The 24752-nt window shown below is 32.3% G+C and carries 21 protein-coding genes and 1 pseudogene; 18 read left to right on the top strand and 4 right to left on the bottom strand.

Annotated elements, in window-relative coordinates; all coding sequences use genetic code 11:
- Positions 1 to 43: 43 nt before the first annotated feature.
- The 12 genes from BM319_RS10800 (at position 44) to BM319_RS10745 (ending at position 14958) form a co-directional block, all read left to right on the top strand.
- On the top strand, positions 44 to 469 hold the full coding sequence (locus BM319_RS10800; protein WP_091022577.1) for a MarR family winged helix-turn-helix transcriptional regulator: 426 nt from the start codon (positions 44 to 46) through the stop codon (positions 467 to 469).
- On the top strand, positions 453 to 791 hold the full coding sequence (locus tag BM319_RS10795) for a DUF3147 family protein (protein WP_069035050.1): 339 nt from the start codon (positions 453 to 455) through the stop codon (positions 789 to 791). Before BM319_RS10800 ends, BM319_RS10795 begins: the two co-directional genes overlap by 17 nt.
- 86 nt (positions 792 to 877) lie before the next feature.
- Positions 878 to 1267, top strand: a complete 390-nt coding sequence (locus tag BM319_RS10790; RefSeq protein ID WP_091022575.1) for a YkvA family protein — start codon at positions 878 to 880, stop codon at positions 1265 to 1267.
- Between the two features lie 246 nt (positions 1268 to 1513).
- Entirely contained in the window at positions 1514 to 2755 is a 1242-nt protein-coding gene (locus BM319_RS10785) for a helix-turn-helix domain-containing protein (RefSeq protein ID WP_091022573.1), read from the top strand.
- A 298-nt stretch (positions 2756 to 3053) separates the two neighbouring features.
- Positions 3054 to 7169 carry a S8 family serine peptidase gene (locus BM319_RS10780; protein ID WP_091022571.1) on the top strand — a complete coding sequence of 1372 codons (4116 nt, stop codon included), beginning with the start codon at positions 3054 to 3056 and terminating at the stop codon, positions 7167 to 7169.
- A 216-nt stretch (positions 7170 to 7385) separates the two neighbouring features.
- On the top strand, positions 7386 to 7853 hold the full coding sequence (locus BM319_RS10775; RefSeq protein WP_091022569.1) for a DUF3291 domain-containing protein: 468 nt from the start codon (positions 7386 to 7388) through the stop codon (positions 7851 to 7853).
- Between the two features lie 141 nt (positions 7854 to 7994).
- Entirely contained in the window at positions 7995 to 9386 is a 1392-nt protein-coding gene (locus BM319_RS10770) for an L-cystine transporter (RefSeq protein WP_091022567.1), read from the top strand.
- 385 nt (positions 9387 to 9771) lie between these two features.
- Entirely contained in the window at positions 9772 to 11040 is a 1269-nt protein-coding gene (gene pbp4b, locus BM319_RS10765; protein WP_286143739.1) for a penicillin binding protein PBP4B, read from the top strand.
- 504 nt (positions 11041 to 11544) lie between these two features.
- Positions 11545 to 11718 (top strand): hypothetical protein, encoded by a 174-nt coding sequence (locus BM319_RS24705; protein ID WP_175403529.1) that lies wholly within the window; start codon positions 11545 to 11547, stop codon positions 11716 to 11718.
- A 424-nt stretch (positions 11719 to 12142) separates the two neighbouring features.
- Positions 12143 to 12505, top strand: a complete 363-nt coding sequence (locus BM319_RS10755) for a lipoprotein (protein WP_069035045.1) — start codon at positions 12143 to 12145, stop codon at positions 12503 to 12505.
- A gap of 263 nt (positions 12506 to 12768) precedes the next feature.
- Positions 12769 to 13410: an FMN-binding negative transcriptional regulator gene (locus BM319_RS10750; protein WP_091022564.1), complete on the top strand. Its 642-nt coding sequence runs from the start codon at positions 12769 to 12771 to the stop codon at positions 13408 to 13410.
- A 567-nt stretch (positions 13411 to 13977) separates the two neighbouring features.
- Complete coding sequence (locus BM319_RS10745) at positions 13978 to 14958, top strand: cation diffusion facilitator family transporter (RefSeq protein ID WP_091022562.1); 981 nt, start codon at positions 13978 to 13980, stop codon at positions 14956 to 14958.
- Positions 14959 to 15022: 64 nt separating this feature from the next.
- On the opposite strand, the gene BM319_RS10740 is transcribed toward BM319_RS10745, so the two are convergent.
- Positions 15023 to 15793: a hypothetical protein gene (locus BM319_RS10740; RefSeq protein WP_091022560.1), complete on the bottom strand. Its 771-nt coding sequence runs from the start codon at positions 15791 to 15793 to the stop codon at positions 15023 to 15025.
- A 12-nt stretch (positions 15794 to 15805) separates the two neighbouring features.
- On the bottom strand, positions 15806 to 16384 hold the full coding sequence (locus BM319_RS10735) for a matrixin family metalloprotease (RefSeq protein ID WP_091022558.1): 579 nt from the start codon (positions 16382 to 16384) through the stop codon (positions 15806 to 15808).
- Positions 16385 to 16881: 497 nt separating this feature from the next.
- Between BM319_RS10735 and ftsZ the strand changes: the two are divergent.
- Positions 16882 to 17865 (top strand): annotated as a pseudogene (ftsZ, locus tag BM319_RS10730) (cell division protein FtsZ); the annotation flags it as partial.
- 561 nt (positions 17866 to 18426) lie between these two features.
- Here the strand turns inward: ftsZ and BM319_RS10725 are convergent.
- A complete protein-coding gene (locus BM319_RS10725; RefSeq protein ID WP_069035040.1) occupies positions 18427 to 18639 on the bottom strand; it encodes a hypothetical protein in 213 nt (70 codons plus the stop codon).
- Between the two features lie 404 nt (positions 18640 to 19043).
- On the opposite strand from BM319_RS10725, the gene BM319_RS10720 reads away from it, so the two are divergent.
- Entirely contained in the window at positions 19044 to 19565 is a 522-nt protein-coding gene (locus BM319_RS10720) for a sigma-70 family RNA polymerase sigma factor (protein ID WP_069035039.1), read from the top strand.
- Positions 19558 to 20871, top strand: a complete 1314-nt coding sequence (locus tag BM319_RS10715; RefSeq protein ID WP_175495597.1) for a DUF4179 domain-containing protein — start codon at positions 19558 to 19560, stop codon at positions 20869 to 20871. The genes BM319_RS10720 and BM319_RS10715 overlap by 8 nt, the downstream gene beginning before the upstream one ends.
- A gap of 83 nt (positions 20872 to 20954) precedes the next feature.
- On the opposite strand, the gene BM319_RS10710 is transcribed toward BM319_RS10715, so the two are convergent.
- Positions 20955 to 21893: a patatin-like phospholipase family protein gene (locus BM319_RS10710; protein ID WP_091022552.1), complete on the bottom strand. Its 939-nt coding sequence runs from the start codon at positions 21891 to 21893 to the stop codon at positions 20955 to 20957.
- Positions 21894 to 22206: 313 nt separating this feature from the next.
- On the opposite strand from BM319_RS10710, the gene BM319_RS10705 reads away from it, so the two are divergent.
- The 3 genes from BM319_RS10705 (at position 22207) to BM319_RS10695 (ending at position 24625) form a co-directional block, all read left to right on the top strand.
- Positions 22207 to 22407 carry an alpha/beta-type small acid-soluble spore protein gene (locus BM319_RS10705; RefSeq protein WP_025568698.1) on the top strand — a complete coding sequence of 67 codons (201 nt, stop codon included), beginning with the start codon at positions 22207 to 22209 and terminating at the stop codon, positions 22405 to 22407.
- 308 nt (positions 22408 to 22715) lie between these two features.
- Positions 22716 to 23147: an AbrB/MazE/SpoVT family DNA-binding domain-containing protein gene (locus BM319_RS10700; protein ID WP_254664631.1), complete on the top strand. Its 432-nt coding sequence runs from the start codon at positions 22716 to 22718 to the stop codon at positions 23145 to 23147.
- Positions 23148 to 23668: 521 nt separating this feature from the next.
- On the top strand, positions 23669 to 24625 hold the full coding sequence (locus BM319_RS10695) for a RelA/SpoT-related domain-containing protein (protein ID WP_069035036.1): 957 nt from the start codon (positions 23669 to 23671) through the stop codon (positions 24623 to 24625).
- Positions 24626 to 24752: the final 127 nt, after the last annotated feature.

Raw genomic sequence — 24752 nt, 5'->3', positions numbered from 1 at the left:
TCTATAAGAACTAATCGTATTATACGATATAAGGAGATTCGAAATGGATAAAGAAATAAAACAACTGAACCAATTATGGACTGATATTTACTATCTTTTACGTTATAAGCATAAAGAAAATATTACGCACCAAAGTGTTCGGATTTTACAAATTATCGATAAAGAAGCTGAAGTAGGGATAAAGGATATTTCTGAAGGAATTAAAGTCTCTCACAATACAGCCTCAGAACATGTTAAGCGATTACTAGAAAAACAATATGTTTATAAAACTCGTGGTAAGATTGATCAACGAAAAGTAATCCTAATGCTTACTGATTTAGGGAAAGAAGTATTGTTACAAAACTCCAGTTTAAATGAGGAAAAGCTTCAACAGCTTCTCTTTAAACAGATGACAGAAGAAGAAAGAGAAACGATTATGAAAGCCTTTAATTTAATGAAAGAGAGGGCTCAAAATGTACGCGATTATTAAAATATTTACTTCAGCAATTATTATCGGAGTGATTACTGAAGTAGCACGCCGATTTCCCACACAAGGTGGTTTGATTGCGGCATTACCTATCGTTAGTCTTTTAAGTCTAATTTGGCTAAATGTTCAGGGCGAACAAGTACAAACATTAAGTAAATTTGCATATGGAGTTGTACTTGGTATTCCGGGTACGGTGATTATGTTGTTGATTATAGGAGTAGCGCTTCAGCATTCAATACACTTAGTTACTTCAATCGGACTTGGCATTATAGGGTGGCTTGTTTATATTTTTGCCCAAGATTTAGTAGTAAAACATTTGTTTTAAATTAAAAAGTTTTTTGCGACTTTTTTACAATTTTGGAAAATAAGTTTTGATATAATGAGTTAAATAAACGCTAATTAGGAGATAAAATGTTTAAAAAACTAAAAATTTGGGCGAAGAATTTAAAACGACAAATCTTTACACTTTATTTTGCTTGCAAGGATGAACGGGTTCCTTGGTATGCAAAATTATTCATCGTTTGTGTAGTAGCATATTCTTTTAGTCCGATTGATTTAATCCCTGATTTTATTCCAGTTTTAGGCTATTTAGACGATGTAATTCTCATTCCTATAGGTATTTATATCTCTTTAAAGCTGATACCAGATAATGTAATAGTCGACTGTGAAATGAAAGCAGAAGAAATGATGAAAAATGGTAAACCTAAAAATTGGATAGTCGGATCATTCATTTTAATGATTTGGTTAGTGATTTTTATTTGGGTAATTTACAAGGTTTATCAATTAATTAGTAAAGTTTAATATGAATGAAAAACGGCTGTCCGGTTGAAAGGGCAGTCGTTTTAATTTTATTATTATATGTTTTTAAAACAAAAATTGGCTATAAATATCTGTGATTAATGTCATGTGTATGGACTAGATTAGTCCATATGCCACCTTGACAGTTTTTCATTAGAGATTTCTAATAGATATATTAGAATTTTAAGAATTTTAAAGTTATGGAAGTACTAAATAATTCAAAATCACTAAAGAAAGGTGGTAAGAAAAGTGAATTTAAAATTGTTTCATAAAATAATGGATCATATGAAGGAAAGAAACTGGAATATAACTCAACTTGCAAGAAATTCTAGTATTCATTTGACTGAAATTAGCCGAATTTTAAATCATAAACAAACTCTTTCTTTACGTAATTTAGATGCTATTACTTCAGGTTTAAATCTGATTGAAGGCACCTTATATTCAGATTATATTGAAGAATGTTTTAATGAAAATAGAATTTTAGATAAACGAAGAAGTATGGAATTTTTATATAAATGTGCTTCATTTGGTTATTTAGATCAGCTTACTATTATTTTTAATAAAGTTTTAGATGAAAGCCAGAAAGCGATTCTTAAGAAGAATTTAAATACAATTTTTTTAGTTGCCGAAAAGCTGTTTGAAGAGAATAAAGAGTGGGAGGCATTACCACTTTATGAGTGCATAATTGAAAGTATGTCCGATCATAATTCAATTCAATTGGCGAAAAGTTATTATAGAAAATATCGCATAGTAAGGACGACGAAACAAGGACGGGAGGCAGAAGTACTTGTTTTGAGGTATTTAACGAAATTGACTAAGGAGTTTCAATTATCAACTTATTTATGGATAATGGCTACTTGTTATCTTCGCCAGAATTGGAAAATGGTAATGTATTATGCAAAAACATTGGAGAAACTTTCCAATGAAGAAGATTATTATGGTAGAGCACTTCTTTATCAAGGTTTTGCATTACTTCGTTTAGGTGGTTCTTTGGACGAGGTTTTGTGCATAATAGATCGTTATTCAAAGGTTAATGAATATTATGGAGAATTAGCTGAAGGAAACAGATTTATAGCATACTTGGAATTTGAACAATATGAATATGTTGATGAGTATCTTGACTGGTTGGAAGGTAGGGAAGACATGTTTGTTGGTTTACCTAGAATTTTAGAAGTATATGTAAAGCTAGGGCGGTTTGAAGACGTTGAACTTTTGTTAAATCGATATTTTCATATTTTTGAAGAAATGGCAAAAAGTAAAGAGCCATTTAAGCAGCAAATGTATTTGAAATTCCGTTATGCACACGCTTTATATCAGTGTGCAAGAAATAAAGTTACTGAAGGAATACATGAAATCTTAGATGTTATCAAAACCGCAATAGAACTAGGTATAGCAAAAGGTTATGGAAAGTGTCTTTTGATGTACTGGTATTATAGACATAAAATTAATTCTGAGCATGAGCTAAAATATTTGCAAATACTAAGTAAATAACTAGGGAAACTAATAGAACTTTATAAATGAAGCATCTCCACAAGGTAATTATTCCTTGTGGCTTTTTTTGTGAATTGCACTTTTATCCCGCTATTTTTAGAAATTAACTCACCATTAAACTCCATTATTAGACTTTTTTTATAAATTTGACGGAATTTTCAAAATAGTAAAATTACGTAAAGTCTTTTTATAATAAAACGCGTAAGACTATCTAATTGAAGGGAAGAGAAGGATGAGGAAGTTGTACTGAAATTAATCGTTTAATGATCACTTACTTAAAGGGAAAAGGGAGAAAAAGATGAGAAAAAACATTACAAAATCAGTTACTGCACTTGCTATAGGAACTAGTTTAATAGCTGGAGGTTTTGTATCGTCATCTGGGATTAAACCAGTGAAAGTACAAGCTGCAATGAATACAGATTCAATTTTATCTAAGCTAACACCAGAGCAAAGAAAAGCTTTGACTCAATTAAAAATGAGCGATCAATCAGGGCTTCAAATCAGCCCGGATGTTAATTTGAACAGTGATGAAAAAATTACGGTAATCGTTCAGTTTAAAACATTACCATCTAAAACTGCGGTCATGTCTGCGAAAGCTGAAGGTAAATCATTAAGCATATCACAGGCTGATCAACAAGTTGAAGATTCTCATTCGAACTTCCAAAAGGATATAATATCCATTTTTAAAAAGGATAAAATTAAAACGCCATACACAATTAAGCGAAAATACAAACATGCATTTAATGGTGTATCTATGCAAATTCCCGCTAATAAGGTGGAAGCTTTGATGCAATCCAAAGTTGTTAAAGCTGTATGGGAAAGTAAAGAAATAACAGTGGATCCTCCTGTTGAACAAGAAAGTACTGAAACTAGTGATTTTCCTGAAGGAGATGTGAATCCATTTTTAGGAGTGGACAAGCTTCATGAAGAAGGATATACAGGTAAAGGAGTAAAAGTAGGGGTCATCGATACAGGAGTTGACTACAATCACCCAGATATTAAAGCTGCTTATAAAGGTGGCTATGATTTCGTCGATAATGATATTGACCCTATGGAAGCAACCTATGACGATTGGAAAAAATCAAAACAGCTAGAAGTTAATGCAGGGGCAACATATTACACCGTTCACGGAACTCACGTTTCTGGAACAATTGTTGGTCAAGGTACAGCTGACTCTGAATATTCAGTTACAGGTATTGCTCCTGGTGCCGATTTATACGTGTATCGTGTACTTGGTCCGTACGGAAGAGGTTCATCTGAAGCAATCATCGCAGGGATTGATCGAGCTGTGAGTGACGGGATGGATGTAATCAATCTATCACTCGGATCTGATTACAATGATCCAATGAATCCAATTGCCTTTGCAATTAATAACGCAGTATTGTCAGGTGTTACAGCTGTGTTAGCAGCCGGAAATGCTGGTAACGGTATGTATACGGTTGGAACGCCAGGAAATGCACCATTAGGATTAGCTGTTGGGGCAAGCAGTGTACCGACTACGATAGAAGAACTTAAGGGTTCAGTTCAAACAAGCACTGGAAAAACGGCTGCAGACATTCGCTTAATCGCTAAGAGTTTTACAGACCAAATTCAAAACTTTATTGGTCAAAACTTACAAGTAGTAGATACAGGTTTTGGAACATTGGCAGATTATAATGGTAAGGACGTTAAAGGGAAAATTGCTTTGGTTCAGCGTGGTAGCATTACATTAAACGATAAAATCAAATTTTCAAAGCTAAAAGGAGCAGCGGCACTATTTATCTATAATAATGATCCGAAAGAAGGATATGTTCCGAACTATTTAGGTGAAGGTGTTGCGAATATACCTACATTCTCATTAACAAATGCCCAAGGACTAGATTTATTACAAAAAGTAAAAGCAGGAGATACTACCTATTCATTTGAAAAATTGGGTCAAGTGAAGACAGAAGGTGACAAACTTGCTCCGTTTAGTTCACGTGGTCCGGCGCGTGTAACGTATGATATTAAACCTGAAGTGACTGCACCAGGAGTAGATATTCTTTCTACAGTGCCAACACATTTTGCTGGTAGTGCATCGCTTGGTGACTATAAACATGCATATGCTCGTTTATCAGGAACATCAATGGCAAGTCCACATGTAGCAGGTATTGCTGCATTAATATTACAGGCACATCCGGATTATACACCTTTAGATGTAAAAGCTAACTTAATGAATACTGCCGATCCATTAAATGATAAGTATAGTGTTTATGAAGTTGGGGCAGGGCGCGTAGATGCATATGAAGCAGTACATGCTGGAGTCAATTTAGAGGTACTGGACACTACTGATACAATGATTGGCAATAAAATGAAAACGATTAAGGAAACGACAGGAGCTATTAGCTTCGGCACATTTACATCAACTGGAGTAAATAGAGAAGATCATCGTAATGTAGTATTAAGAAATGATAGCAAGGAAACGAAAACGTTTGATGTAAAAGTAGTTTATCAGTCTTCAAGAATATCAAAAGATGCTGTGGCTAATAATGTAAAAATAACAGTAGATTCAGAGTTAAAGGTTAAGCCAGGTCAACAAAAGAAACATGCAGTATTTATAGATATTCGGGCAAATGCTGAAAAAGGGACCTATGAGGGATATATTGTATACACGAACAAACAAAATCCAGATGAAACATATCAAATTCCGTTTGCAGCGCGTTTCGTAGAAGAGGGTATTGAAGAAGTAGGTGCGTTTCCATATGCATTAACAAGTAATACGTATGACAATCATCCGTTTACGAGACCACGCACAGATCTATTCTTTCAATTGAAGTCTCATATGCGTTATATTGACGTAGTACTGACAGATGCTAAAACGAATGAAGACCTCGGTATTATTGGAACATTAGATGGAATTGCTGCAGATGAAAACGTTCTGTATCGAGTAGCGAACGGTTTTGGTGGAATCTATATTCCATTCTCTGCCGATCCGAATAGTCCGCTAGTTTACAAGTATGTGCAAGCAAAACCTGGTTTATATAAAATTAAATTTATTGGACGTAATGACCAAGGAAAGACCTTTACTTCCGAAACGAAAGTCTATGTCGAAGAAAATAATCCAACTGTTCAACATAGTCTACCATTCGGAGTTTACGAATACGAAGATGGTCAACAATCTATTCCTTTTTCAGGAAAAGTGTTTGATAAAGATATTGAGGATATGAAAACGATGGGATTTGATATCGACCAGTCATATAACTCAGTTGTTGGGTATTATGGTACATTCATGGGTCCTTATGGTTGGGTTGCATCACCTTCAGAAGAGTTAACTGTTGACGAAAATGGTAATTACAAAGGTGAAGTTAAATTAAATCCAAACGCTAATTTTACAAGATATTACTCATTTGCAATGGACTCCGCGTCAAATGGTGATTTTGGTAGAATGAATGAAACGCTTTTTGTTAAAAAAGGTAGTCCATATGTAACAGGTAGCTTGAATAAAGAAACGATTAAAATGGGCGAAACAGTTTCAACCACTCTATCTGCACATAACTTAAATAAAACAAATAAAGTATCATTTGAATTTGATTATGCTCCGTACAACTTTGAAATTGTGGATGTATTGAAAAATTCCCAAACGAAAAGTCAAATTAGCTCAGTAACAACTGAAGAATCAAATTCAACAAGTGGAAAACATATGAAAGTAACAGTAGAGTTAACAAAGCCAGTTTCTGGTGAAGTACCACTTCTTGATATTCAGGTAAAAGCTAAGAGTGATAACTTTAACAAGGGCTGGTATGAACTTCAAGACCTAAAAGCAAGTGTTACAAATAAATCTGGTTCACAAGAAAGTGCACCTGGATTTATGAAGTCGTTCAGAGTATTACCTACGTTTTCACAAATGGCTGCAAAATTAATTCCAGAAGGTTACTTTACACCACAAGGAATGCAGATTGCTCCTTACGATTACTCAAAAATTGGGGCTAAAATCAAAGTAATGGATGATCAAAATAATGTTTATACCAATGTAACTGTTCATCCTGAGGCGTTTTTTGAAGTATTCAATCTTCCATTGTCGGATAAACCATTTACAGTTGAAATGGCTGTACCAGGTCACTTCACAACGAAAGCGATCTTTACGATTGGAAAAACTACTGAAAATGGTGTTCTTGGAGAAGCAAAATTAATTGGTGGCATTAGTCTAATTGCTGGAGATGTCAATAATGATGATGTCATTGATGTTAAGGATGCAATCGCGATGAAATCAAACTGGGGTACAGCTAATCGAGCAACAGATATTAATTTCGACGGTACTACGGATGAAAAAGATTTTGCCTTCATTGAGCAAAACTATATGATGAAAAACCCAACCGTAACAGATGCTCCAAAACCAGTTAAGAAATATCAAGGTACAACAATCGACCTTGTTAAAACGCAATTAGGAATTAACTAGAATCTTATTTTTAGAGACAATCAAATGGGAGAAATCCTAGTTGATTGTCTTTTTTTGTGTACAGAATACTGAATTCGATATTCAATAAAGTCCACAAAGTGTCCGACTTTATCCAATTCTCTACAAAATATAAAAATATTGAAAAAAAGAATTAGTTATGAAATAAAAGCTTACTGGAATATAAATTTAATAAAACCTGTCTATGGAGGACTATTTATGGCTTTTGTTGCAATCTATACAGTTGGTAGGCTAAAACACCCATATGACCACACTGCATCTCGACAATTTTTTTCTGTAGGAAATGATGTCTTTCGTCAGGCTACAAAATCTGGACACATGATTGACGCGTTTTCATCTGATGGAATCTCTCTGCCTGAAGAAGCTAGTAAGGGGGATGGTTATCCTATACTTACACTAACAGTATGGAAGAATCTAGAATCCTTATATCGTTTTACGTACTCAGGGCACCATAAGCAAGCATTAAAAGATCGAAGCAAATGGATGGAATCTTATAAAGAACAGCACCTTTCATATGTTATATGGTGGACAGAGAAGCAAAGCGATGTTTCATGGGAAGAGGCCTTTAAAAGATATGACTATTACATTCAAAATGGACCAACTCCTACTGCTTTTGATTTTAAACATGCATTTGATCAATATGGTGAAGCGTTATTAATTAAGTAGTAATAGATTTCTAGATAAATTGTGCCTAAATGATAAAAAAGTAGGAATTTTACAAATAATTAATAATTCCTACTTGATTTATAGGAATACTTGTATTAATATTTTCGTAAATTAGATTATTAAAAGAAAAGGGGGAGAAAAATGAATACATTTCTTATCTGTGTAAATGTTGTAATCTTATTAGTACTTATGTATGGCTTGTATTTTATGCAAAAGAAGCATGTATCTTTTTCAAAGCGTGTATTCGCGGGTTTAGGTTTAGGTCTTATTTTTGGTTATATTATTCATCTAATCTATGGAACTGAAAATGACGTTACAGTCGGAACAATCGACTGGTTTAGCATTGTTGGTAGCGGTTATGTAAAACTATTACAAATGATTGTTATGCCGCTAGTATTCGTTTCGATTGTCGGAGCGTTTACAAAATTAAAGTTAACTAAAAATATCGGTAAAATTAGTGTCCTTGTTATTGGGATTCTACTTGGTACAACAGCTATTTCAGCAGCTATCGGAATTGGATCCGCTTTAGGTTTTGGCCTTGATGGATTTAAAATATCAGCAGGAGCTGCAGAGACTGCTAGAATTACAGAATTACAAGGCCGTGTGCCAACTGTAGAAGCGATGACAATTCCAAAACAAATCCTTGAATTAATTCCAAGTAATCCATTTTTAGATTTAACTGGTGCACGTGCAACATCTACAATTGCAGTTGTCATTTTTGCAGCGATTGTGGGAATTGCATACCTAGGGGTAAAACGTAAAGAGCCTGAAACTGCAGAGTTTTTTGGTAAAATAATTGATACACTTTATACAATAACGATGAGAGTCGTATCGTTAATTCTTCGTTTAACACCTTATGGAATCTTAGCAATCATTACAAAAGTAGCAGCAACAAGTGATTATGATGCAATCGTAAAATTAGGTAAGTTTGTAATAGCGTCTTATGTGGCTTTAATCTTAATGTTTATTGTGCATTTATTATTATTATCATTTGCAAAACTAAGTCCAGTAAGATATGTGAAAAAAGCCTTACCAACTTTATCGTTTGCATTTACATCACGTACAAGTGCTGGAACATTACCAATGACAATCAAAACACAAACAAAAGATTTTGGTGTTTCAGAAGGAATTGCAAACTTCGCTGGTTCGTTTGGACTTTCAATCGGCCAAAATGGATGTGCTGGTATCTACCCTGCAATGTTAGCTGTAATGGTAGCTCCATCAGCTGGTGTTGATCCAACAAGTGCATCATTTATTATCTCTCTAATTTTAATCGTAGCAATCAGTTCATTCGGTGTAGCCGGTGTCGGTGGAGGAGCAACTTTTGCAGCTCTTATCGTACTATCAGTTATGAATCTTCCAATCGCAATTGTTGGGTTACTAATCTCAGTTGAACCTCTAATTGACATGGGCCGTACAGCTCTAAACGTTAGTGGCGCAATGACATCAGGTATTCTAACAAGTAAAGCTACAGGAGAATTCGAAAAAGAAGTTTATCAGCAAGCAAATGTTGTAGATGTTGTTGAAGCATAAATTTAGTTTAAATGGATAGCCTATATTGGCTATCCGTTTTTTATATTATAAAGATAGAAATTTACAATCCTTTCCCTTGGTAGAAGAATAATCAAACTTTACAAACTACGAATCTCGCCTTTATACTAAAAATAGTTGGAATTTTCTTTCAATTATATGAAATGTAATTTTGAATTTTATTTTCAAAAATGAAACGAATATTTCAACGATTTGGCCTATGATCGTTTGGCTATTTTATTTTAAAGGGAGGAGATTTAAATTGGCTCGATTGACTCGTAGTATTGTAACGTCAACACTATCGCTTGCTTTGGTTACTACAACAGGTTCTGTCAGCTATGCTCAAACAAATGTAGAGAAAACCTCAATCCAGGCAGAGGTGAATGGAATGAAACAAATCAAACATAGTGATAACTTTCCCGTGTTGAGCAAAGTAAAACGTCCTGAGGAGGTTGGATTTTCATCAGAGAAATTAAAACAAGTAGATGAATTGATCCAGCAGGATGTAAACAATGGTTTTCCAGGTGCAGTTCTAATGATTATTAAAGATGGAAAAATTGTAAAAAACACTGCTTATGGGTACTCGAAAAAATACGATGGGCTATCACCACTGAAACATCCTCAGAAAATGAAGACGAATACAATGTTTGATTTGGCATCAAACACTAAAATGTATGCAGTTAACTTCGCTTTGCAACATCTTGTTAGTACCGGAAAAATAGACTTGAATTCAACTATACAATCATACTTTCCAAATTTTAAAGACAAATCAACTGATATAATTAAAGGGAAGGATACCCTACGCTTAATCGATATTTTACACCACACTGCTGGTTTTCCGGCTGATCCGCAATACCACAATCCTACTGTAGCAGGTTCCTTGTATACACAAGACCGTAATGAAACATTTGAAAAAATCGCTGAAACACCGTTAGAATACGTACCTGGTACGAAAAACATTTATAGTGACGTCGATTATATGATCCTCGGATTTATCATTGAGAAAATAACTGGCCAAAGACTAGACGACTATGTAGAAAATACGATTTATAAGCCATTAGGTCTAAAACACACTATGTTTAACCCTTTGCAAAAAGGATTCAAACCGAAAGATTTCGCGGCAACCGAGTTAATGGGGAATTCACGTGACGGTATCATTTCTTTTCCAAACATTCGTACATACACAATACAGGGAGAAGTGCATGATGAGAAGGCCAACTACTCTATGGGTGGCGTTTCTGGTCATGCGGGGCTGTTCTCTACGACAAGCGATTTAGCGGTTCTATTGCAAGTAATGTTAAATGGAGGTGGATATGGCAAAGTAAAATTATTTGATCAAAAGACGATTGATCAATTTTCAGCACCTTCCGATTTAAATCCAACCTATGGCTTAGGGTGGAGAAGAAATGGCTCTCCAAGTATGTCGTCTACGTTTGGATTGTATGCAAGTCCAAATGCGATTGGACATACCGGCTGGGTAGGCACTCTGACGATTATAGATCCGGATAATAATTTAGGGATTGTCTTATTGACAAATAAAAAACATTCACCTGTAATTGATCCACTAATAAATCCGAACAAATTTGTAGGGGATGACTTTGCTACAGGACAATATAAAGCCGTGGCGACTGCTGTGTATGAATCATTGATAAAATAAGGTTTAGTATCGAATAGAATGCATTACAATTATTAATTTTTATACTTACCTAGAAAAGAGAAAAATCGTCTATCTTGATTGATTTTCTCTTTTTTTTGTCAAAAATTATTTCAATTTATGCTCTGCTAAAGTAGATTGTTGATTTTCTTATTCAACTTCTATGAAAATCAGTTTCTTCATATATAGATAAATGACACATATCTAAAGAAAGCTAAGCTCAATCGTTAAAAAAAAGAGCTAACTAAAAAGCATAGTGAATGGTGGGTTAGATACATAAGAAAAATTTAACTTTTGTAGATAAATAGGCGGAATTCCCCGCTATATTTATTAGATGAGATTGAAGAAAAGACAGTTCCAGTTATAACAACTGCATTTAGGGGAAATCTTGATGGAGTATACTCGCATGATACTTATGAGGATTTTATTGAAAATGGTGGTTTTCTTATAGAAAGAAAAATAGATAATGTGGAAAATGCTATAAATGAGTGGGAAGAAGAATATGAAATGTCTGAGATTCAAATAGTCCTATTAAAATCCATTTTCAAACGTAAAATTGAAAATCCGACTAAAGACATCGTATTAAATGAAAAAGAAATAAAAATGATTGGGTCGGAAGATGAAGAAGGTCTAAGTGAAAGTAGAATATCATTTGAAGAGCTATTATTTTACTTATTATAAAATAATGTCATGCGAATAAGGCAGTGAGATACTTGAAGATAACGGGTCACAAAAGTGGCCCGTTTTTTATTGAACCAAATGTCAGTTTAGTTAAATTTCCATGAGTCTTTTGATTGATTAATACTTTTTGGTTAAATGATAAAATAAAAATGAATTTACAAATAAATATGGTATAGACTGATTTGATGGATATAGAGGTATGGATTTAGTAGTATCAATTTGCATGATTATGATAGTTTATTATTTAAGTCAAATTGTAAAAGAGTTACGAAAAAGATAAATCATAGTGTTATAAAAAGTTGAACATTGGGTGAGTGTGCAATGGATCAATATACACTAAGTAGAAAAGAGTAGTCGGGGCTATAGTATAAATCGGAAACAGGCTTCGTCAGAAAATCATAAATCTATTTATTGGAGGTCTATCGTGAAAAAAATCGTTCTACCTTTTTTGTTCGTTATCTTTCTTAGTGCATGTAATCATCATGCTGCAGAAGACAAACTGTTCGGAAAATGGTCTTACCACACAAAAACAACGAAATCGAATGAAGATGTTGATTATCAGATTGAATTTAAAGAAGACAAAAAAACAAAGCATGGGGTTCTTATGAGGTACACTACGAAAATGGCTTCTTTTAACCAAACGTTGGAACGACATTACAAAATCGTCTCGTCGACCGACAAACAAGTGAAGCTGAAAATAAAAGGGACATCAAACATTTTAACGGTAAAGGTGACAGATAAAACCATAACATTATTAGAACAAACATATAACCGAGTTGACGAATAAGTGTAAATGAAAAGGCTGATAAAGTTCATTCTGTTAAGTGGGTAGTGGTTGTAATTAATTCTTGATAAGGGTTCTAAAAGTTGCCTAATTAGACAACTTTTTTTAGTTTAAAAATAAACATTTATTTAACTGAGCTTCAATTTTAAGAAATTAAGTATTAGAACTTTTGGGAATTTTGTTGCAAATGCAACGAAATTGAGTTAGATTTAATGAGTGATATTTTTATTGCATTTGCAACAAAAAACAAGGGGAGATTCTGGATTATGTATATTCCAAAATATTATAAAGTCACAAATCCTAAAGAAATTTGGGATTTCGTTCAAAAAAACTCATTTGGTACGATTATCACAACAAAACAGAGTAGACCAATTGCTACTCATTTACCTTTAGGTATAACTAAAAAAGGTGAAGATTATTATATTACTGGACATATTGCATATGGAAATCCACAATGGAGAACATTTGAGAATAGTGAAGAAGTGCTTGTTATGTTTCAAGGACCTCACGCTTATATTTCATCTTCTTGGTATGAAGTTGAGGAAGTTCCAACTTGGAATTATCAAGCCGTGCATGTTTACGGAAAAGCAAGCATTTTAGAAAGAGATGAATTAGTAGATGAACTAACAATCATGCTAGAAGAATATGAGAAAAATCGTGAAAACCCAGTACTCTTGGATAAACTTTCTCCAGACCTTTTAGAAAGTGAACTTAAAGGTATTGTTGGATTTAAGATTAAGGTGAATGAAATTCAGGCTTCATATAAATTGAGCCAGAACCGAAGCGAAAAGGATTATAATCATATCATTGATAATTTACAAAAAGAAAAAGATCCACAGTCAAAACAAATGGCTGAACTAATGGAAAAGAGATTAGAACATGTATCTTTTAAGGAAAGTAAAAAGTAAAAATGGTTTTAAAAATTGAAATGGAACTAATACATTTCATTAACTGCATATAAATTATTAAAAGCTGTCTTTTTAGATAGCTTTTTTTGAACCTCAAAAAAATTTAAGTATGACATAGGAATTTCAGTTAAAGGATGTGAAGATAGTTGTTGATTATGCTACTAACGGTACCAATTTTATTATTAGCATTATTTTGTTTATGGGTTTCAATTTTTACTAAAAAAAAGCTTTTAAAAAAGATATTTTTTTTCTTAATAGGAATAACATTGGCAATTATCGTGATTTATCTATTGGATTTCTATTTGTTTTTTCGTCTATAGAGGAACCTTCGTTTGTTAAAGAAAATGAGTTTCTATTCAACTCGTCAAATATTTTAGCCGAACAGAAATATTTTTGTTGAAGATACAAAAGAATAACGAAAACCTATGGTAATATTAAATTACATATCTTTCCAAATAAGTAAAAAATAAACTGTTGTTAGTTCGAATTTAATGAACTTTCCCTGAGTTAGCTAATAAAAAATATAAAAATACATAATATAAAAATACTAGTGAAGAGGAGTATAGAATGAAAGAATTTTTACAGCTTTTAAAAAAAGGTAATAAATCTGCATTATTAGCAGCTATTGTTAACGCTGTAATAGCGATAATAAAAGGAATAGGGTTTAGCATGACAGGAAGTGTTGCACTTTTTGCTGAGATGATGCATAGTGCTGCCGATACTGCGAACCAACTTTTTGTTTTTAGCGGTTCAGCTTTAAGTAAAAAAGCACCAACAGATCGGTTCCCAAACGGATTTGGTCGACTAGTTAATTTAGTTTTACTTGGAGCAGTATTAATTGTAGGAATTATGGCGTTTGAAACGATTGTCGAAGGAATTCATCATATTGTACATCCAACCCACTCTTCAGGACTGGCTATTACCCTTACTATTTTAGGTGCTTCGGTTGTGCTTGAAGCATTTGTACTTTACAAAGCAATGAAAGAAATTAGTCATGAATTAGGAATAACAACAAGTGGTTTTGGCGTAGTTACAGAGGCAATTTCTAATTTAGGAAAAGCAAAACCAGCTACAAAATTAGTTTTCTTAGAAGATACAGTAGCAACTTTAGGTGGATTATTAGCGATGATTGCTGTAATCATTGCTTACTTTACACCATTTCATCAAGCGGAAGGTGTTGCTTCTGTCATCATCGGTATTTTGATGTTCCTTGTTGTTGGAAAAGTTTTTCTTGATAATGCTGCAGGTGTAATTGGTGAATCTGATGAAGAAATGGAAGACAAGATTGGTGAAATCGTAATGGAAGATCCAGATGTCAAAGATATTCAAGCTCTTACGGTTGTCAAAGAGGGTGAAGATTTACATGTTGAAATAGAAATTGAATTAGATCCTAATTTAACTATAGCTCAAGCTGATGACATAAAAGATCGTTTAGAAGAAAAAATCATGAAAGAAAAAGGTGTAACGGACGTAATTATCGAATTGGACGAAGATGACGGTGTTCAGAATTGGACTGATGATAATAAAACAGAATTAATTGAAAAATAAACTTTTAAGTGAGAAGGACTTGGTTATATTTCAAGTCCTTTTTCCTAATATGAAACATTATTATTTAGCTTTCTAGTTGATTATTTAGTTCCGTAACAGCATCATTAATTTTCAATTCCGTACCTTCTTCTTCTGTAGTTACATTTTTAGGTATACCACGTTTATATTTCTTCGTCTTAGTGTCTTGGGTAAATCTGCCCTTGTATGCTCCTCTGATCCCATATAACTTAGGCTCTGTATTTATGGCATCTTTATCATCCACTAAAAAAGCGACCATATTTTGACCAGCTTTAGAATTGGGAATACCTTCTAACGATACTTCAAGTTTTTCCTGTAGCTCTGAATTTGATAAATCTTTGAACTTTTTATCTAGACCAAAGTCTTTTTTTGAAATTATTCCTCCATATTCTAAAATCGAAATTGTTTTTCCTTTTAAATTTTTGTCTCCTGATAGAACATGTTTGATTTTAAAAGTTAATTTAGTATACGGTCTACCAATTCCAGCATTATTTTTTACGACATACGGTTCTACTGATTTTACAGTACCCTTTACGACTAAATCGGAATCTTTCATTAAGTCCTCGACTCGATCAAAGTTACCAAAAAGAGATGCACTAGCAATTACGGTTTCTATTTTATTTGATTGGTTATTTAATGGATAATTTGAAGGATTAGACTTGTTATCATCTGAACTTTTTATTAAGTCTTTATTTTCTTCCATTATATTTGCCGTATTGTTTTGTTTATTTGGTTTTTCATTATTAATATAATAGTAAATTAACGAACTAAAGGCTATAGTAACTAAAACACTAAATATAATACTATTTTTTTTCAATTCAATTCCTCCTTATTTATAAATGAAATTGATACCTTTAAATTGATCATCTAATGGGATATTGGTAGATGACTGGTTCCCATTTGGATGCATTAAATTTCCATAAACCTTTGTGTGATTTAAGCCAAACGCATGTCCTATTTCATGGGCATGAACAAGTCTTTTTTGCCAATCCGTTAATTTATTATAAGTTCCGGTTTGTAAATCTATATATGCCCAGTACCAATCAGTTTTAGAAGCGTCAACGTGTTTTTTTCCATACATAAAATATGTTATTCCAGCCGTTCCATCATCCTTTGTAGTAAATTTAAATACATCTAATACAGAAGATGATTTAGTAGTTGTTTCTCTAAAAGAAATAGGTGTAGTAATTGTTCCATAAATCCATTTATTCATAGCATCTTTAAATTTTTGCTTTTCTTTACCTAATGAACTATCTAGAAAATAATATTGTCTGTTTTGTCCATAATGACCTACTCCATTAACTAGTTTGTGGCCATAAGTATTATAGGCATAGGACGTTTTGAGCGGGATAGAAAAAGTTGTTAATATACAAACTAAAATAATTAAACTTGTAAATAATTTTTTCATACTCTCTCTCCTTTATAAATTTATTTTTAAAATAGTTGTGGAAATAATTTCTTATACATGTATATATTACCAAATTATACTTATAACATAGTGCGAATAAATGTATTGTTTGTGAATATTTTAACAAAGTATAAAGTGTAGTTGTGTTTTCTCATAAATCAATAGTTTCTTAAAGGATTCAATCAATAAGGAAAGAATTATATTAATTGTACAAACTTTTTAATGAAAGTTTGTTACGAAGTTAATAGAGATATTACATTAAGATGTTAAAATACATGTTTTAGTTAAAGGTATATTAAGGGAAAATTATCAAATAGATAACAGGTAGTTTTCTTGTATAGTAGTGTTAGGGGAATTAGGACAATTCTATGTCTTAAAGTGAATTGGATAATTCTAATCTACTAAAACGTACATAAAAAGATAAATCTTAGAATGATAATGAATGGTTCTTTGAAAAACGTGAAATTATGTAATCGGTATGACGAGGAGGAATGATCATGTTTGAATTTGAAAATATAGAACAGTTTGCAAGAATAAAAGTTATAGGTGTTGGTGGTGGCGGTAATAACGCCGTTAACCGAATGATTGAAGACGGAGTAGAAGGCGTTGAATTCATTGCTTTTAATACGGATGCGCAAGCACTGAAACAATCAAAAGCTGAAATTACAATGCAAATCGGTGCTACGTTGACGCGTGGTTTAGGAGCAGGTGCAAATCCTGAAATTGGAAAAAGAGCAGTAGAAGAAAGTAAGTCTCAAATTGAGGAAGTACTAAAAGGTGCAGACATGGTTTTCGTTACAGCTGGAATGGGCGGCGGAACAGGTACGGGTGCAGCACCTGAAGTTGCGAAAATAGCTCGAAAGCTTGGTGCTTTAACAATTGGAGTAGTAACTCGTCCTTTCAAATTTGAAGGTAAAAAGCGTGCAACAAATGCTGAAGGTGGAATTAAGGAACTTAGAGAAGCAGTTGATACTTTAATTATCATTCCAAACGATCGATTATTGGAGCTAGTTGACAAAAAAACACCGATGCTCGAAGCATTCCGTGAAGCGGATAATGTACTTCGACAAGGGGTTCAAGGGATTTCCGACTTAATCGCAGTACCAGGATTAATCAATCTTGACTTTGCGGATGTTAAAACAGTCATGTCTCATAAAGGGACAGCCCTTATGGGAATTGGTATTGCAAAAGGTAAAGATCGCGCTACAATCGCTGCTCAGAAGGCATTAAATTCTCCATTACTTGAAACTTCTATTAATGGAGCTCATGGTGTAATTATGAATATTACAGGTGGACGTAACTTAAGTCTGTTTGAAGTACAAGAAGCTGCAGATATCGTTGCTTCTGCATCTCACGAAGAATTAAATATGATTTTCGGTTCGGTAATCGACGAAAACTTAAAAGATGAAATTATTGTAACGGTAATTGCTACAGGATTTGCGGATAAAGAAGAGAAAATGGTAAGAACTCCTTCTAGACCAATAGAAGAAGCACCTAGCTTATACAATAGAGAGCAACGATTCCAACAAGATCAGAGATATCGTGTAGACCAACAGCAAGATTACGGTCGCTTTAATGATCAACAAGACGCAGGTCGATATACGGAACAGCAAAATTATGGCCGTTACAATGAACAAAAAGATCATAATCGCTATAGTGATCAACAAGATTATGGGCGTTATAATGAACAAAATGATTATGGCCGATTTAATGAACAGCAAGATTATAACCGTTACACAGAACGACAAGATCAAAATCGTTACACAGAACAACAAGATAATGGTTACAAAGAACAACAAAATTACGGACGCTATAATGAACAACAAGAATATGGCCGATACAATGAGAAGGAAGATTCAACTTCATATATTCCGGCATTCTTACGTAATCGAAAAAACAGAAATAGATAGATTTATAGATGTAGAAAAGGACATGAGTGTGGATGCTCATGTCTTTTTATTATGGCTCCTTTTAAAAATTTTTATGTCTTTATAAAAGCTGCTTAAATTCTAATTCCACTCCATAGATCTACAAACGTAAAACTATTTCATTTCGATTCTGTTGATTTCAGCCTTAACTTTACTTCTTTTTCTCTTCCGATCTATCAATACTAATAATAATGGACCTGTACAAAAAAATAATACCTGTAAGAAAAGAACATACAATTTATACTTATGAAACTCTGGACCAACTATAATCAATACGGTAAACAGTATGTATGAAGTTATAATTAATATTTTTTTTGCTAATTTCATAATATTATCCTCCTGCTTCCAATAGGTTGTTGCACCGACAAAAAATATACCGTAGAAGATAAAATAGAATTAGTCTTTTTCAAAACTGTCTCTAATTTTTTAGTAAACGATTACGAAATTATGATAACATCTAAAAAGGTAAAATTAGCCAATATCTATTGTCGATATTGTTAATTTTTCAAATTTTTTAATAGCATATTACTCCTTTTGGAATTTAAGAAAAATCTACAAAACTATTATTTGTATGTTATTTTTGATTTTTTAAAAGTTAGCAATCAAATTCCGTAGATGGAGGCTTAATAAAAGATGGATTATGAAATTGATTCAAAAAAATTAAAAATTATTAAAACTTTTTTAGCTCTCAGGAGTCTAATGTATAGAACATCGAGATGGAGGGATTGAGATTGCAGGATCATAGTCTAGTGAAAAGGGCTATCAAAGGAGATGAGCAAGCATTTTTGTCAATTATGCATGAGCATAAAATATCATTATATAAAACTGCATTAGCTTACTTGAAGAATAAAGATGAGGCAATTGAAGCAATTCAAGAAGTAACCTTTAGAGCTTATCAAAACATAAAAACATTGAGAGAACCAAGTTATGTAAAAACATGGCTTATTCGGATTATGATTAATTACTGCCAGGATTATATTAAGAAGAATAATAGAGTAACTTTCGACGATGAATATATTTCACAGCTAGGTACGACCGAAGATTATAACTATATTGAAATAGAAGAAGCAATGTCACAGCTTGATGATACACAGCGACAGCTTTTACATTTAAAATATTTTCACGATGTCAAAATCAAAGATATTGCAATTATGTGGAATCGCCCAGAAGGTACGGTAAAGACTTGGTTGAATAAAGCATTGAGGTCATTAAGAGGAATCCTTGAAGAGAAAGGAGAAAAAGGCCGTGTTTGAAAAAGAAGAAAATGAATTAAAAAAGTGGAAAGAAAAATATGAAAACGTCGAATTACCTATTGATGAAATTGATGAGGCTATACAAATTGGACTTCAAAAAGCTAAAGTAACTAAGTTGGTAACTAAACCGAAACGGAAATCTAAGATTTGGTCTATTGTTGCAGCTGCTATTCTTCTATTGGGATTTCTTACAAGTATTCGTGTATCGCCAACCTTTGCTGATTATTTAACAAATATTCCAGGTATGGAGAAAATCGTTAAGCTTATACGTGATGATAAGGGTCTAATATCAGCTGTAGAAAATAAATATGCTCAAGAAATTAATATTTCTCAAGAGAAAAACGGAATTAAGGTAACGATTGATTCAGTAATTGCTGATGAGCAAGGAATAGTAATTTTTTACACGATTGATGCAAAAGAGACACAACATAATTTTACTTTAAAAGAAGTGAATCTCAAACCAAGTAATGGTGAAGAATTGCCAGAACATTCTTCTTCATTTGATCTTCCAGTAAAAGACGAGTTAAATACTTATACTAGTAAGATTGAATATCTTTTTCAGAAAACAAACGAGCAAAAAGATTTTTACCTAGATTTAAAGATAAAGAGTAAGGAGGTTTCAGAGCAATTTTCTATTCCATTCTCTTTAAAAAATCTAGAAAAAACAAAGCAAATATACGAACTAAATAAAACAGTAATGATTGAAGGGCAAAAGATAACCATTAAAAAAGTTACAGTTTATCCTCTTCGTGTAGCTGTACAAGTAAAAATGGATCCAAATAATACTAAGAAAATATTAGATTTTACTGATTTTGAACTTCTTGATCAAAATGGTGAAGTATGGTCTAAAATAACAAATGGAACTACTGCCAATATTCTTAGTGATAATGAACGAATTATCTATTTACAGAGTAATTACTTTAAAGATCCAAAAGAATTATATTTGATTATTAATAAGCTACAGGCAGTTGATAAGGGTGAAGACTATATTTTAGTTGATACTGAGAAACAACAAATTCTTAAACAGCCAAAAGGAAATTATGTAACTGACTTAAAAAAAGAAGGATCAGACTTGAAGTTCACCTTAAATACAAAAAAAGAATTTCATTACTCATTGGTTGAATCAATTTTTGATGCTAATGGCAAAGAAGTTGAAACTAGTGCAGAATCAACTGAATATCATGATGGTGGTAAGCAAATAGTAGGAATAACAATTTCTACTAAAGATTACGTTAATCCATTAAAGCTTAAGCTTGCGTTTTATCCTGAATATATTCGGGGGGATGCTAAAGTAAGGATTAAATGAGTTAATCTAACGGAACTGAAAAGGAAAAACAAAAACGTAATCTTTTCTATGAATATCAAGAAAAGATTGCGTTTTTTAAGTTACTACAGACTATTCACCTTTTGACAGTAAGGTTCAGGCGGATAGTTGTGTTTAAACTTTTCAAAATCCCAAGTTCCAAGAAATTTTTTTGCGGCTTGGTATCCATTTGTAAAAAGTGCTTCTTTTTCTTTTTTAGTTAAATTGAAATCTGTACTTGATATATCACCAGTTGGGATTTTTATTGTTCGTTCATTTACTTCAGTTGTAAGATGTCGAATGTCGTGTGCTTGTCTCATCGTGATAAATATTGATTTATAAAATGAGATTGGGGTATGACCATCCAGTGGTTTCGCAATAATTTCTTCATCTATTAAGCGAAAACCGAAAGTCGGCCATTCTTGATGATCATCGAAAATCCAAATTGGAAAATTACTTAGAATTCCGCCATCAACAATTAAAATTGGATAATTATAAAAAGGAGTTTTTAGTTTAATTGGTTGAAAGAAAAAGGGAATTGTACCACTCATTCTTACTGCTTGAGAAATTGTTATATCTTTTGCTGTTAAGCCGTAATCAGGTAAATCGTCAGGTAAAACGACCATCTTACCATTACTAATATCTGAAATAATGATTTTTAATTTACCTTCTTCTAAATCATCGAAATAGCGAACACCTTTTTTTGATAATAAAGCTTCTAACCATTCTTCTTCAAAGTCATTTTTATATAACCCATTTTTAAATAAGAGATTTAATCCTAGTCCTATTAAAGGAATAAAGTGCAACCATGTTTTAGTAATAAATTTCTTATAATCTAGATGATCCATAATTTCCTTTAATTGTTTTCCTGTATAGCCACATGCTAGAAGAGTAGCAACAATAGCACCAGCAGAAGTACCTGCCAAACGTGCCCATTCATATCCTTCTTCTTCTAATGCACAAATAGCACCAACATGCCCGATTCCTCGAACTCCTCCTCCTTCAAAGATACCATCTACTTTCATTTTGTTACACCTACCTTTCAGAAAAATGGAATTATACTAATATAATATATGGGAGTTCTGTTTAAGTGTGATTAGCTATTGATTCAATCATATTTAGCAATTAATTTATTTTTTGGGAAATAATCTGACAATCTTTGCAGATGAATTAAGATTTCAAATATCAAGGAAAACTCTATTTGCCATAAAATTTCGTATGAATCATTCAAATAGTTACAGAAATATTTATATGATGAATATTTTCAATTCAATATGAAATACTAACAGCAATCTGATAGTTTATATCAGAAAATTTTATTATAAGGGGCTACATATCATGGCAAACAGATCTTCAAATCAATATGTTTCACCAAATGCTGAATCTGCAATCGATCAGATGAAGTATGAAATTGCAACAGAATTTGGAGTACATTTAGGTCCAGATTCAACAGCTCGTGCAAATGGTTCTGTAGGTGGAGAGATTACAAAACGTTTAGTTCAAATGGCTGAACAAAGTCTCGGTGGATATACAAGATAAAAGATTTATTTTAAGAGATGAGTTAATTAAAGGTAATTCGTTACCGATTGATTAACTCATCTCTTTTTGAATCTTTTAAAAAATTTTACCTAATTTAACGAATACTAAATAAGATAGGGTGAAAAAGAATGTTAATTAAGAAATATCAATAAATTTTTATTAATTTGTATTAATATAAGTAAAAATGAGTCGATATAAGTAGAGAGAAAATTAAAATAATTTGGTATTATTAAACTAAACTCAATGTAACTATAGAGAGAATTATATTGAGTAGATAAAGAGATAGAAATAAATGGGGAGTTGCAAGTATGAAATCAACTGGAATTATTAGAAAACTAGACGATCTTGGAAGAATTGTTCTACCGAAAGAACTAAGAAACACAATGAATTTAGAGAACAATGCTCCTTTTGAAATTCATTTTGAAGAAGGTATGATTATTCTTACAAAATATGATGAAAATTCCGGTCTAAGTGGAATTGTCCGAAGACTAGATGACTTAGGAAGAATTGTTTTACCAAAGGAATTAAGAAAAATGTTAAATCTAAATAAATATGAACCATTTGAAGTATTTATTGAGGAACAAAAGATTATCCTTAAACAATTTGTTTCGAGTAATGCTTGTATGATAACAGGAGTTATTGATGAAAATAATTTTTCGTTTGATAGTGGAAAGATTGTAGTAAGTAAATACGGCGCAGAAATTCTTCTTAAGGAATTGCAGGAATACATAGCTAAATAAAAAATCTCTAAAAGTGCTCTTTTATCTTTTCAAAGTAGAAGAGCACTTTTTTGTTTGAAATTAGTTTTAGGGAATAAGAGAGTTTATCCTTTCTAAAGTAATATAAAGAATCTCTTTTAGTGCTTTCAACGATTTACTACAAATTTGTTAAAACCCTCTAAAATACACCAAGATAATAAGACACTACATAGAATGATAATTTCCATTTTTCACATCTCCTTTTTTTGTTCTACTTTTAAGTTCTCTTAGGCTTTAATTGTCTTGAATTTTAAGATTGTATGTTCTGTTTTGTTTGGATGTTTTTATTATACACGAACATCTATTCTAATGTAAGTGGTTTTTTTAGAAAATAGATAGATTTTTTACGAACGTATATTCAAAATAGGTCGTTTGTTCGATTAATTAATAATAAGATTAGTAAAAAAGTAGAACAGTCATACTCAATTTCTGTACTGTAAAAGTATGTTTCTTCCAGAAATATGGTAGGATATGGTTATGGAATTATTAGAAGGAGATAACGTATGGGCCTAATAGAGAATCAAAAGTATTTCTTTGAAAAATATAAAATCGATGAACAGGATTTTGAAAAGTACTGTTTAGACTGGTCAAAATATATTGAAATTTATAATGAATACATATCAGAAATTCCGAATCTTGAAACTGTAGCTACTTTTATTTCAGAAATACTCCGTAAAAATCCTGAAATTCATACTGTGAAATCAAGAATTAAATATCCTGATCATTTAATTGAAAAGATTATTCGAAAGACGATAAAAGGCAAAAAATCAGACTCATCTTATGAAATCAATGTTTCGAATTATAAATCAGAAATCACAGATCTAATTGGTATAAGAGCATTACATTTATATAAATACCAAGCTGCAGATATAGACAAAACTATTAGACAAAATTGGAATTTACATGAAAAAGCGACTATTTACCATCGCTTAGGAGATATGACAAGCGAACAGCATATTGAGGAGGAAAAGTTTCAGTTTTTAGTTCATGATGCCGGATATCGATCATGGCATTATGTGATTAAGTCGCAAATGACAAAAGTGAATTATTTAGCTGAAATTCAAGTAAGAACAATCTTTGAAGAAGGCTGGAGCGAAATAGATCATCAACTAAGGTATCCTTATGATTTAGATAATGAGATATTAAATGAACAGCTTTTAATCTTAAATAGACTTTCGGGTGGGGCTGACGAATTGGTCAATTCAATTCTTCATACTAAGATGACCATTTATCAACAAAATGAAGAAAAAGAATTTCGTGATGAAAAGATTCAGGAATTATTAAATGAAATTTCTAGTTTGTCAGAGGATGGAAAATTAACTGATGAGGATAAGAAGTCATTAGAAGAGAAAATTAAGCAACTAGAAGTTAAAAAGATTAAAGTAAATTATAGTAATCTGTTTAATAATCGCTCAGTTGAATATCACTTTAAACGAAGAATATTTCCTAGTGATTTTTAGATCATTGATATTAGAGGCCAAGGCTATGTGCTTTGGCTTTTTGAATTTTTTACCAGAAAAATTGTAGGATATTTAGGTGCCATTTCTTTTTTCCTAACATTAAATGTAATAACAGATCTAGTTTAGA

The organism is Bacillus sp. UNCCL81 (assembly GCF_900112535.1).
GTDB lineage: Bacteria > Bacillota > Bacilli > Bacillales > Bacillaceae_G > Gottfriedia > Gottfriedia luciferensis_B.
The sequence above is the reverse complement of the archived record's forward strand: the minus strand, read 5'-3'. Positions and strand labels throughout refer to the sequence as shown.

Excerpts from the sequence above, each read along its gene's own strand:
- BM319_RS10800 (WP_091022577.1), top strand. The coding sequence starts at position 44 with ATGGATAAAGAAATAAAACAACTGAACCAATTATGGACTGATATTTAC.
- BM319_RS10795 (WP_069035050.1), top strand. The coding sequence starts at position 453 with ATGTACGCGATTATTAAAATATTTACTTCAGCAATTATTATCGGAGTG.
- BM319_RS10790 (WP_091022575.1), top strand. The coding sequence starts at position 878 with ATGTTTAAAAAACTAAAAATTTGGGCGAAGAATTTAAAACGACAAATC.
- BM319_RS10780 (WP_091022571.1), top strand. The coding sequence starts at position 3,054 with ATGAGAAAAAACATTACAAAATCAGTTACTGCACTTGCTATAGGAACT.
- BM319_RS10775 (WP_091022569.1), top strand. The coding sequence starts at position 7,386 with ATGGCTTTTGTTGCAATCTATACAGTTGGTAGGCTAAAACACCCATAT.
- BM319_RS10770 (WP_091022567.1), top strand. The coding sequence starts at position 7,995 with ATGAATACATTTCTTATCTGTGTAAATGTTGTAATCTTATTAGTACTT.
- pbp4b (WP_286143739.1), top strand. The coding sequence starts at position 9,772 with ATGAAACAAATCAAACATAGTGATAACTTTCCCGTGTTGAGCAAAGTA.
- BM319_RS24705 (WP_175403529.1), top strand. The coding sequence starts at position 11,545 with ATGTCTGAGATTCAAATAGTCCTATTAAAATCCATTTTCAAACGTAAA.
- BM319_RS10750 (WP_091022564.1), top strand. The coding sequence starts at position 12,769 with ATGTATATTCCAAAATATTATAAAGTCACAAATCCTAAAGAAATTTGG.
- BM319_RS10745 (WP_091022562.1), top strand. The coding sequence starts at position 13,978 with ATGAAAGAATTTTTACAGCTTTTAAAAAAAGGTAATAAATCTGCATTA.
- BM319_RS10735 (WP_091022558.1), bottom strand. The coding sequence starts at position 16,384 with ATGAAAAAATTATTTACAAGTTTAATTATTTTAGTTTGTATATTAACA.
- BM319_RS10725 (WP_069035040.1), bottom strand. The coding sequence starts at position 18,639 with ATGAAATTAGCAAAAAAAATATTAATTATAACTTCATACATACTGTTT.
- BM319_RS10710 (WP_091022552.1), bottom strand. The coding sequence starts at position 21,893 with ATGAAAGTAGATGGTATCTTTGAAGGAGGAGGAGTTCGAGGAATCGGG.
- BM319_RS10705 (WP_025568698.1), top strand. The coding sequence starts at position 22,207 with ATGGCAAACAGATCTTCAAATCAATATGTTTCACCAAATGCTGAATCT.
- BM319_RS10700 (WP_254664631.1), top strand. The coding sequence starts at position 22,716 with ATGAAATCAACTGGAATTATTAGAAAACTAGACGATCTTGGAAGAATT.
- BM319_RS10695 (WP_069035036.1), top strand. The coding sequence starts at position 23,669 with ATGGGCCTAATAGAGAATCAAAAGTATTTCTTTGAAAAATATAAAATC.